The following is a 10657-nucleotide window of genomic DNA, read 5'->3' as shown; positions in this document are numbered from 1 at the left end:
GTGGGCGATGAGGGGTTCGAACCCCCGACCCCCTCGGTGTAAACGAGGTGCTCTGAACCAGCTGAGCTAATCGCCCTTTTATCATATATCGTTTCCGATATTGTGGGTGCAAATATAAAGGTATTTTTTACTTCTGCAAAATTATTTACACAATTTCTGCAACAACAAATGTACTTCCGCCTATGTAAATGAAGTCATTTTCTTTAGATTCCAACAAAGCACTTTTATAAGCTTCTGATACCGAATCACATACCAAACCATTCAAACCGAAACTTTTTGCAACATTTTTTAAAATATTTTTATCCAATCCACGCGGAACATTCGGTTTACAGAAGTAATAGTGGGCATTTTTGGGAAATAAAGGCAAAATATCTTCCAAATCTTTATCGTTAACCACACCTAAAACTATATGCAGTCGCTCAAAATTTTCCTTTTGAATCTGATTCAACACAATTTTAAGTCCGTGGCTGTTGTGTGCCGTATCACAAATCACTTTCGGATTCGATTGCAATTGCTGCCAACGCCCTAACAAACCAGTATTTTCTACTACATTCATTAAACCTGCTTTTAACTGATCCTCTGAAACCGACAATTGATCCCTTACGACTCGTATAGTCTGCACTACAGACTTTTTATTATGGAATTGATAATCGCCTAGCAATCCACAAGGATAATCTTCCAAAATCAAATCAGAAGCAAAATAAATCTCCGAACTGCACTCTTCGGCTTTATTCAAAAAGACCGCTTTCGTTTCCGAAGTATATTCCCCAATCACAACAGGAATACCCGGTTTAATGATACCTGCTTTCTCAAAAGCAATCGCTTCTATAGTATTTCCAAGAAATTGCATATGATCAAAACCAATATTGGTAATTATCGAAACCAAAGGTGTTATAATATTAGTAGAATCCAACCTTCCACCCATTCCTACTTCAATTACAGCTACATCTACTTCTTCTTTCACAAAATAATCAAAAGCCAAACCGACAGTCATTTCAAAAAAACTCAAGCTGTTCTCATAAAAAAAAGAGTGGTTTTTAGCTATAAAGTCAACAATAAATTCTTCAGAAATCATCGAACCATTAATTTTAATTCGCTCTCTGAAATCTTTCAAATGTGGTGAAGTATACAAACCTACCTTATACCCAGCTTCCTGTAATACAGAAGCAATCATCGAAGAAGTAGAACCTTTTCCATTGGTTCCCGCTACATGAATTGTTTTCAATTTATCCTCAGGATTTCCTAAATGTTTCGCCAAAAGCAATGTATTCGTTAAATCCTTTTTATAAGCTGATGCTCCTTGTTGTTGATACATAGGCAACTGGGCAAACATCCACGCTATTGTTTCATTATAATTCATTTTGGAACGGTTTTGGCTATAAAAAATATAGCAATAAAATAAATCGGTTATTTTTTAGTTTAATACTTTACAGACAATTATCTTTATTGCAAAATTGAAACTATTTTTACAATAAATTACAACAATTTCCTTATGATTGGATTTTTATTACAAACCCAAAACGATACCATCGCCCAAGCAACTGGTGCCGTGGTACAAAACATTGCTAAAGACAATGAAATATCAGTATTAGAATTTATTTTCAAAGGCGGATTTTTCCTAATTCCTATTGCTGCCTTATTATTTTACACAATATACATCATTATCGAGCGGTATTTGTACATCAAAAAAGCAACTAAACACGATCCTCATTTATTAAAAGATATTCGTACCCATTTGAATAACGGAAGTATTGATTTAGCCATTACTGCTGCTGAAAGAGACGGTGCAGCTTCTGCAAACGTGATTAAGGAAGGAATTCAAACAATTGGAAGACCCATTGCCGAAATCGAGTCCAATATGGAAAAAGTAGCCAATATCGAAATTGGTGAAATGGAGAAGAAATTGGCCATATTAGGATTAATTGCCGGTATTGCACCAACCTTAGGATTCATTGGAACGATTTCCGGGGTAATTAAAATTTTCTACAGTATTTCGGTGACTGAAAACATCAGTATCGGAAATATTTCAGGAGGTTTATATGAAAAGATGATCAGTAGTGGTGCCGGATTGATTGTAGGTATTGTAGCCTATTCAGGATATCACTTATACAACAGTATGATTGACAATTATTCGTTGAATATGCAACGTCACGTATTGGAATTTGTTAACATAATCCAGAGACCCAATGCCGATAAGACGAAATAAACGATTCGAAGCGGAAGTCGCAACGAGTTCATTGAGCGACATCATGTTTTTCTTGCTTTTGTTCTTTTTGATTATATCGACATTAGCCAATCCGAATGTGATTAAAATGACGTTGCCGAAAGCGAAAAACAATGAAAAAACCAATAAACAACTCATCAGTTTATCGGTAACAGAAGAAAAACGCTTTTTCTTAGACAAACAGGAAGTTCCTTTTGACAAACTAGAAGCCGAACTTTTAGCAAAGATTGGTGATAATAAAGAACAAGCTGTTGTAGTACGCATTCCTTACAATTTACAAGTCCAGGATTTGGTAGATGTATTGCAAATTGGCGTGAAAAACAATTTAAAATTTGTTATTGCCACAAGTGCATCAAAATAATTTGGGTGTGCCCCTTTGGGTCGGGCTCTCCGCACTCGCTTTTTGCCTGGCGGACAAAAGAGCTCAAACAAATGCTTCGATCCCTCACACCTCTAAAAAGGAGTCATTCATTCAAAAAGACAATCATCGCATAAAAAAACCGACTAATTGTAGTCGGTTTTTAATTATTTAAAAGCTCAAATAATTTGTTCTGGCTAAAATTGTAGGTTATTTTACCAATCTGTTTATCCGGAGCATCAGCACTTGCCTGCCATTTGGTATTCAAAGCTGCACGTTTTGCTTGTTCTAATAGACAAGGGGTGTTATTTGTGGTTCCCTTTATACCCGCAATTGCACTAATAGTATTTCCACTTTTATCCACCGTAACCTGCACAACAACCTTTCCTTCTTCTTTACAGGTGTAGTCCAGTGGTCGTTTTACTAAAACTTTTCGATTACCTAAAGCATACGCAAGACTACCACCGCTTCTGCTTCCGGAACCATTACCTGATCCATAACCAGAACCCGAACCAACGGGATTAGCCAATCGGGAATAAATAAAATCTGATTTTTTAATTCCTATAAAAGCATTTACTGAAAAAAAATTATAGAGTGTCAATTCGTATGGAGAAACTGCACCAGTCCTATAAATATGATTTGGCCCATAACTAATCTTACCGTTGAGATAATAATAATCCTTTTCCCTTAAAACTGTCGAATTTTCTTCAAAATAAATCAAATTCTTAACACTATATTCTTTTGATCCTTCTTTCTCATTTCTTTCCACGATATATGCGACCAAATGTCCTTTGGTATTGAAATAACTTTTCGCAAGATATCCCGAAGAATTTTCATCAGAAATTACTTTTTTAGAGATAAAAACAATGCTTCCATTCTTCTCTTTCCCCAAGCAATATTCAGCATAAAAAATGTCCTCTTTTTTTAAATCAATAACTGATTTTTTATTTTTCTGATAATAAAATGTTTTTTCAAATTCATTTTTAAAAAGATGCTCATCAGTATGATCAACCATTTGGGAAATCTTTCTGATTTTGTCCATATCTGAAGCACTAAAGGTGTTCTGTGCTGAAAAACCAACACTTAGAAATACGAAAAAGAATGAAAATATTTTTTTCATTCTTAATTCAAACTGAAGTTATAAACAATATTTCCAATTTGTCTATCCGGTGCGTCTGAACTTGCCTGCCATTTGGTATTCATAGCAGCAATCTTAGCCTGCTGCAACAAACAACCTGCTGTATTCGTTGTTCCTTTCACACCTGGTTCGGCTGCAATGGTATTTCCATTTTTATCAACGGTTACCCTAACTGCCACACGCCCTTCTTCATTACATGTATATCTCGGTTGTGGTTTTGACAAGGCTTTTCTATTTCCTAAAGAATACCCAATTCCTCCACCGCTTCCGCTTCCCGAACCACCACCTGAACCCGATCCAGAACCACTTCCAGTACCCGTTCCGTTTCCGGTACCAGTACCACCACCTGTTCCTCCTCCGGAGCCACCGCTCCCGTAGTAGTCATTGGAGCCTAAGCTTCCGTTGGTTTTTCCTTTATTTCCGGAACGCGAATCGTCACCATCACCACCTTTTTTGGAACCGCCTAAAATACTTGATAAAGCATCATTGGTGTTTTTATTCACTTTAGGTTTTGTTTCGGCAACCGGTTTCGGGTCTATTTTGACTTTCGGTTTAGTAACTTTTACTGGATTCGTTTTTTTGGGAATATTTACCACCTCATTATCATCAGCTTCCCCTGAAATAATATCCTCCTCGGGTTCGGATTGAGATGCCACAGCCTTTACCGTTTTCACATCCAGCTCCTCACTTTGAAAATCTTTACCTGAACCAAAGTCACTGTTTCCGAAATTGATGGTAACACCTCCACCTCCACCTCCGCCAGCTAACATAGCTAAATCTTTGTCATTATTGGGAGGCCAAAATCGTATAAAAAACAAAATCAGCAAAAACAAAGCGTAAATCACAAGTGTCAAAACCAATGATTTTCTCTTTTCTTTTGCTGATAATTCTAATGTTTGCATCGTAATTGTTCTTAGTAACACTAATAGTAACGAAAATACTATTTTTTTGTTATGTTTAAGAACTAAAATGCAATAATTATACCAATTGTTTCAAGGCTATTTCAAATGCTCTTGCACTGATGTTCTTTTTATCAGTTCCCGCGGCATGCGTTTTTTCGATTGCTTTTTTGATGATATCTGATGTATCATTAAAGATAGCTTCGTCTGTCATTTGCACTTTCTTCTCCATGAAGTAAGCAAACACTCGTGCCATACCACAATTTGAAATAAAGTCAGGAATTAAACTCACTTTACTATCTACATCTTCCATAATCGGACCGAAGAAAATTTCTTTATCCGCGAAAGGAACGTTAGCTCCACAAGAAATCACTTCCAATCCAGAAGCTATCATATTATCTACTTGTTCTTTGGTAACCAAACGTGAAGCTGCACAAGGAGCGAATACCTCTGCACCAATAGACCAAATTTTAGCATTGATTTCCTCAAAAAGAATCATAGTATTAGCCACTAATTTATTTCCGTCTTTGTTTAGGAATAAGTTTCTGATTTCTTCAAAAGAGAATCCATTTTCATTAATCACACCACCATCTCTATCAATGATACCAACAACTTTGGCTCCCATTTCAGCTAAATAAAAAGCAGCTGCAGAACCTACATTCCCAAAACCTTGAACGATAGCTTTTTTACCAACAACCGATCCACCGTAAATATCATAAAAATGACGTACAGCCTGAGCAACACCATAACCGGTAATCATATCGGCTACTGTATATTTTCTGGCAATATCCGGTGAGAAAGTGGTATTTTCAATCACTTTCACTACACCTTGACGTAATTGCCCGATACGGTTGATTTTATCTGCCTCAGTTGGTTTAAAATGTCCATTAAAAACACCTTCTTGCGGATGCCAAACACCACATTCTTCTGTCATTGGAATCACTTCATGAATTTCATCAACGTTCAAATCACCTCCAGTCCCGTAGTAACTTTTTAACAAAGGAGAAACCGCTTTGTACCAACGTTGCAAAACACCTTGCTTTCTTGGATCGGCAGGATCAAAATTGATTCCTGATTTTGCACCACCGATAGCTGGTCCAGAAACCGAAAATTTAACTTCCATCGTTTTTGCCAAAGACAAAACCTCGTTCATATCCAAACCTTTGCGCATACGAGTTCCTCCTCCAGCTGCTCCGCCTCTTAATGAGTTGATAACTGTCCATCCTTCTGCATCCGTTTCTGGATCTTTCCAATGGAATACTACTTCTGGTTCTTTATTTTCAAATTTCTTTAAAAGCTCTTTCATGGTTTTAGTGTTGTGTATTTTTAAAAGTTGGGCAAATTTAAAAAAAATAACTTCCTTAAAAATAGCTTTAAGGAAGTTATTCAGTTTATTTTATGTAAAAATTGTTATTTTTTACCTAACAACTCTTCTTTTAAATCTTTATCAGCTGGGCTTTCAGCCAACCAGATACCGAATAATGCTTTTTTGAAGTCCAATCCAGGGATTTTACCTTTTAATTGGTCATTTTTATAAACAAAAACAGCATCTTCTAACGTATTGTAAGCCAATACAAAAACATCTTTTTCAACAATTTTATCCGCTAACATTGACTTTAACATGTCAATTTTAGGTTGCATTGCAGCCAAATTGGTTCCACAAGATTTTTCAAAACCATTTTCCATGTTTTTAGTCAATTTGTGAGAAGTAACCAATTTAGAAGTAATTTGAATGCGAATTGCCATATCTGCATCACTTTCTAAAATATATGCTGCATCTTGAGACAATTGAGAAAGATATAACGCTTGAACATAAACATCAATCCATGCTTTTGATCTTGTTCCGTAACCGTTAAGTTGTAGAGATTTCTTTTGAACTTCGATAGTTCTTGGGATTGTTACACCATCTTGTTCAAATTGTGTTTGTGCTTGTGATACGAAGCTAGACATTACCACTAATAATGTCATTAAAATTTTTCTTTTCATTGTTGTATTTTTAGGGTGTGCAAAAGTACTTCTTTTATTAAACATCTGAAAGCTAATCGTTAAAAATTATTTTCATTTGTTATCAAAAACCGTGCCTGAACAATGATCCGACTTAGCTCCAGTTACACTTGAGAGCACATTCACCTCATTTCTAAGCCTTAAGACTCCTAATAATGCAAAAATTAATGCTTCTTTAAATTCAATTATTTTTCTGTTAGGTATTTGAATTTGCATTTCCGGAAGATGAAATTGCATTCTTTCAATTAAAAAATCATTGTAAACACCGCCACCAGTGACCAATAGTCTTCCTTTTTTGTACGAAAATGCATCCCTTATTTGTACTGCGATATGTTCTGTAAATGTTCTCAATTTATCTTCTATAGTGATTGGATACTTTTCGATTATCGGAAAAATTATAGTTTTTACAAATTCAAAACCGAGTGATTTTGGATATGATTTTTGGTAGAATTCCAATTGATTCAATTCGGCCAATAACTCCTCTGAAACGGTTCCATTACGCGAAACTTCACCTTTATTGTCATAGGCGAAACCTAGTTGATTTGCATAAAAATTCAAAACTGTATTCACCGGGGAAATATCAAAAGCCAAACGTTTTCCATTTTGTTCAAAAGAAACATTAGAGAAACCTCCTAAATTAAGACAATAGTCATATTCCGAGAATAAAATTCGATCACCAATAGGAACTAAAGGCGCTCCCTGACCACCTAATTTCACATCCTGAACCCTGAAGTCACAAATAACTTTTTCTTTAACTATAGTCGCAATATTGGGCAAATTTCCAATTTGAAGTGTGAATCCGTTTTGTGGCTGATGTAAAATAGTATGACCGTGGCTGCATACGGCATCTAGATCTTTGAGATGGTGTTTGGCAATAAAATCACGTATTATTTCACCTAGAATTTCAGTATATTTTTGATTCAGATTGTCCAGTTCATTTTTAGGATAATCAACCGCTTCTTTGAGTTGTTTTATCAGTTGTTCTTCATAAGCAACAGTTTCACTTTCTTGAATTTCAAAACTCCATTTTCCATCTTCTATAGTAAATCGAACATGACTTAAATCGACGCCGTCAAGCGAAGTGCCCGACATTACTCCTACAACGTTGTACTTCTGTTTTAACATGGGTTAAAATTAATCATTCTACTTGAAAAATTGGTATAATTGTCTATCTTTGGGAACTTTAAAAATTCATTAAACAAAATTACAAAATAAGATGAACTTTACTTTAAGCGAAGAACAATTGATGATTCAACAAGCAGCGAAAGATTTCGCTCAAAGTGAATTGTTACCTGGAGTTATTGAAAGAGACGAACATTCTATTTTCCCAACTGAGCAAGTTAAAAAAATGGCTGAATTAGGATTTTTGGGAATGATGGTTGATCCGAAATATGGTGGTGCAGGTTTAGACAGCGTTTCTTACGTATTAGCGATGGAGGAAATAGCGAAGATTGATGCTTCTGCTGCAGTTATCATGTCTGTAAACAACTCTTTGGTTTGTGCAGGTTTAGAGAAATATGGTACAGAAGAGCAAAAAATAAAATATTTAACTCCGTTAGCAAAAGGTGAAGTTATTGGAGCGTTTTGTTTATCTGAACCTGAAGCTGGTTCTGATGCAACTTCGCAAAGAACTACAGCAATTGACATGGGCGACCATTATTTATTAAATGGTACTAAAAACTGGATTACTAATGGTGGAACTGCTTCTACCTATCTTGTAATTGCACAAACTGATGCTTCAAAAGGACACAAAGGAATTAATGTGCTTATTGTTGAAAAAGGGATGCCAGGTTTTGAAGTTGGTCCAAAAGAAAAGAAAATGGGTATTCGTGGTTCTGATACACACACATTATTATTTAATGATGTAAAAGTTCCAAAAGAAAATAGAATTGGTGAAGATGGTTTTGGGTTTGCTTTCGCAATGTCAACTTTAAATGGAGGTAGAATTGGAATTGCTTCTCAAGCATTAGGAATTGCACAAGGTTCTTACGAATTGGCTTTAAAATATGCTCAAGAACGCGTTGCTTTTGGTAAACCAATTTTCCAACACCAGGCAATTGCATTCAAATTAGCAGATATGCATGTAAAAACTACTGCTGCTCGTTTGTTAGTACATAAGGCTGCCGCGGAAAAAGATCAAGGTTTAGATATTGCTCATTCTGGAGCTATGGCTAAATTGTATGCTTCTGAGGTTGCTTTAGAAGTAGCTAATGATGCTGTTCAAATTCATGGTGGTAACGGGTATGTTGCTGAATATCATGTTGAAAGAATGATGAGGGATTCTAAAATTACTCAGATTTACGAAGGAACTTCTGAAATTCAACGTATTGTAATTTCAAGAGGTTTAGTAAAGTAAAATATATCAGATATCAAAACAAAAGTCCTCCCGTTTGGGAGGACTTTCTTTTTTAAATGAAACTATTTATTTTTGGGAGATAACTTTTTTAATACTTACTCCTCTATTGGTAATCAATTTCACAAAGAACAATTGTCCATCACCTCTATTGAATGAAGGTCGGATTGAAATTTCTTTGTTAGGATAAGCATCTGTATCACTTTCTGTCATCAATAGTGAACCTTTCGTATCAAATATCTGAATTTTCACATCCGAAGTATAATCGAAATCGTATTTAATATTCAAGATATCTTTGAAAGGAATTGGATAAGCAGTAAATACCGGTTCATCTACAATAGGACTAACCACGCTAGTTGTAAGAGTTAAAGAACTTGTATTTAGTCTTACTTTAATTCTACAACCATCATATCCTCTATTGATAGCATCAACTGCACCATTAATATCAGAATGTGTTAAACTTCCAATGTTTTCACCACCTAATGCTTTATTGGCCAAAATAAACAGATTTGCAACTGTTGCGCCGCCTGCATAATTCGCATTTAAGTAGTTAATTACAGTATTTGATATAGCAAACTCTGTGTATGTTCTAGGATCCGGAATTTCACTTCCACACGCTACATCAGCTGTAGCGAATTTTTTCTCTAAAACAACGTCACCTAAACCTGAATCTAATGATAAGTTAAAGAACATCGTCATAGTTTGACTCAACAAATTGTTATTAATACGTCCTTTATTTGAGCCTGAAGCTCTTAATGGATCATCATCAGACCAAGTAGAATACTGATCATAGGTAGCAAATCCAACTAATGCTCTTGGATTACCTCCACCTGGAAGCATTACAAACACATTATTTTGCGTTGGGTCTGAATTACCATACACATCAGAAGCTTTCAACGTAAAGTAATTACCCGTTCCAGTACTACCAAAATCAAATGCACCACCAGCTTGATTAATTGCGTTAATCATGATTTGATGATCATAAGTTGGTTGTCCATCAGGTGTACAAGCAGAACCATTTAATTCTCCATAATAACCTTGAGTATAGGTACAATGTACTTCGCTACATTCTGGCACTTTAAAAGTAACCGTACACGATTCAGTATCACAATTATCACTAACCTCATATGTTATTGTAACTGATTGACCTGGTTTAGGCAATGTATAAGAAGATAAATCCGTTGCAATTGGGCTACAACCACCTGTGAAACCGAAGGTAGCTATCCATGCATCAAATTCAGTTTTCGGATCTTGACTACATGTTAAATCAACATTCGGAGGACATGTAATAGTAAGCTCTTCTGCGGCATTTAGAATAAAGCTAGCACTTGCACTATCTCGACTACAGTTATCAGCGATGCGATAGGTAACATTTACTGTTCCACCATCACACAATCTCGGAGCTACTCTAGGATCGCCACTAAATTCAGCTACTGCACCACAACCATCGTTTAAAGTTTGGAATTGAGCTAACCACGCAGCAAATGCAGCATCTACAGCAGCTTGATCTGCATAGTCACATTGACTAGTAGATGAATTACCTGGACCAGCAACATCAACGTCGGCTTCACCATTCAAGGTAAAGCTGGCACTAACGCTATCTCGACTACAGTTATCAGCGATGCTATAGGTAACATTTACTACTCCGCCATCACACAATCTTGGAGCCACTCTAGGATCT

10 protein-coding genes and 1 tRNA gene are annotated in these 10657 nt (G+C 35.9%); 3 read left to right on the top strand and 8 right to left on the bottom strand.

Translation table 11 applies throughout. The annotated features are described in order from the left end of the window. Position 1: 1 nt before the first annotated feature. Together ACS8MM_RS00115 and ACS8MM_RS00110 are read right to left on the bottom strand one after the other, a co-directional pair. Positions 2–76: transfer RNA gene (locus tag ACS8MM_RS00115), tRNA-Val, on the bottom strand. Between the two features lie 69 nt (positions 77–145). Further along, positions 146–1360 carry a bifunctional folylpolyglutamate synthase/dihydrofolate synthase gene (locus ACS8MM_RS00110; RefSeq protein ID WP_379711771.1) on the bottom strand — a complete coding sequence of 405 codons (1215 nt, stop codon included), beginning with the start codon at positions 1358–1360 and terminating at the stop codon, positions 146–148. A 132-nt stretch (positions 1361–1492) separates the two neighbouring features. Here ACS8MM_RS00110 and ACS8MM_RS00105 point away from each other — a divergent pair, with 132 nt between their 5' ends. Together ACS8MM_RS00105 and ACS8MM_RS00100 are read left to right on the top strand one after the other, a co-directional pair. After that, complete coding sequence (locus ACS8MM_RS00105; protein ID WP_379711768.1) at positions 1493–2206, top strand: MotA/TolQ/ExbB proton channel family protein; 714 nt, start codon at positions 1493–1495, stop codon at positions 2204–2206. After that, complete coding sequence (locus tag ACS8MM_RS00100; RefSeq protein WP_379711765.1) at positions 2187–2585, top strand: ExbD/TolR family protein; 399 nt, start codon at positions 2187–2189, stop codon at positions 2583–2585. Before ACS8MM_RS00105 ends, ACS8MM_RS00100 begins: the two co-directional genes overlap by 20 nt. Before the next feature lie 160 nt (positions 2586–2745). Here ACS8MM_RS00100 and ACS8MM_RS00095 read toward each other — a convergent pair whose 3' ends face one another. The 5 genes from ACS8MM_RS00095 to ACS8MM_RS00075 form a co-directional block, all read right to left on the bottom strand. After that, entirely contained in the window at positions 2746–3702 is a 957-nt protein-coding gene (locus tag ACS8MM_RS00095) for a hypothetical protein (RefSeq protein WP_379711763.1), read from the bottom strand. A 2-nt stretch (positions 3703–3704) separates the two neighbouring features. Next, positions 3705–4622: an energy transducer TonB gene (locus ACS8MM_RS00090; protein WP_379711760.1), complete on the bottom strand. Its 918-nt coding sequence runs from the start codon at positions 4620–4622 to the stop codon at positions 3705–3707. Between the two features lie 76 nt (positions 4623–4698). Next, on the bottom strand, positions 4699–5925 hold the full coding sequence (locus ACS8MM_RS00085; protein ID WP_379711757.1) for a Glu/Leu/Phe/Val dehydrogenase dimerization domain-containing protein: 1227 nt from the start codon (positions 5923–5925) through the stop codon (positions 4699–4701). Positions 5926–6029: 104 nt separating this feature from the next. Beyond that, complete coding sequence (locus ACS8MM_RS00080) at positions 6030–6605, bottom strand: chalcone isomerase family protein (protein WP_379711754.1); 576 nt, start codon at positions 6603–6605, stop codon at positions 6030–6032. A 72-nt stretch (positions 6606–6677) separates the two neighbouring features. Beyond that, entirely contained in the window at positions 6678–7748 is a 1071-nt protein-coding gene (locus ACS8MM_RS00075) for an anhydro-N-acetylmuramic acid kinase (RefSeq protein WP_379711751.1), read from the bottom strand. A gap of 91 nt (positions 7749–7839) precedes the next feature. Between ACS8MM_RS00075 and ACS8MM_RS00070 the strand changes: the two genes are divergently transcribed. After that, on the top strand, positions 7840–8979 hold the full coding sequence (locus tag ACS8MM_RS00070; RefSeq protein ID WP_379711748.1) for an acyl-CoA dehydrogenase: 1140 nt from the start codon (positions 7840–7842) through the stop codon (positions 8977–8979). Positions 8980–9045: 66 nt separating this feature from the next. On the opposite strand, the gene ACS8MM_RS00065 is transcribed toward ACS8MM_RS00070, so the two are convergent. Then, positions 9046–10657 (bottom strand): hypothetical protein (locus tag ACS8MM_RS00065; protein WP_379711745.1); only part of this gene is annotated, 1612 nt, incomplete at its 5' end.

Origin of the sequence: Flavobacterium sp. MAHUQ-57, assembly GCF_051908335.1 — a bacterium.
Lineage (GTDB): Bacteria > Bacteroidota > Bacteroidia > Flavobacteriales > Flavobacteriaceae > Flavobacterium.
This window is presented reverse-complemented; position numbering and strand designations above follow the sequence as displayed.

What these genes read in the sequence shown, in the direction of transcription:
- ACS8MM_RS00110 (WP_379711771.1), bottom strand. Translation starts at nt 1,360, where the DNA reads ATGAATTATAATGAAACAATAGCGTGGATGTTTGCCCAGTTGCCTATG.
- ACS8MM_RS00105 (WP_379711768.1), top strand. Translation starts at nt 1,493, where the DNA reads ATGATTGGATTTTTATTACAAACCCAAAACGATACCATCGCCCAAGCA.
- ACS8MM_RS00100 (WP_379711765.1), top strand. Translation starts at nt 2,187, where the DNA reads ATGCCGATAAGACGAAATAAACGATTCGAAGCGGAAGTCGCAACGAGT.
- ACS8MM_RS00095 (WP_379711763.1), bottom strand. Translation starts at nt 3,702, where the DNA reads ATGAAAAAAATATTTTCATTCTTTTTCGTATTTCTAAGTGTTGGTTTT.
- ACS8MM_RS00090 (WP_379711760.1), bottom strand. Translation starts at nt 4,622, where the DNA reads ATGCAAACATTAGAATTATCAGCAAAAGAAAAGAGAAAATCATTGGTT.
- ACS8MM_RS00085 (WP_379711757.1), bottom strand. Translation starts at nt 5,925, where the DNA reads ATGAAAGAGCTTTTAAAGAAATTTGAAAATAAAGAACCAGAAGTAGTA.
- ACS8MM_RS00080 (WP_379711754.1), bottom strand. Translation starts at nt 6,605, where the DNA reads ATGAAAAGAAAAATTTTAATGACATTATTAGTGGTAATGTCTAGCTTC.
- ACS8MM_RS00075 (WP_379711751.1), bottom strand. Translation starts at nt 7,748, where the DNA reads ATGTTAAAACAGAAGTACAACGTTGTAGGAGTAATGTCGGGCACTTCG.
- ACS8MM_RS00070 (WP_379711748.1), top strand. Translation starts at nt 7,840, where the DNA reads ATGAACTTTACTTTAAGCGAAGAACAATTGATGATTCAACAAGCAGCG.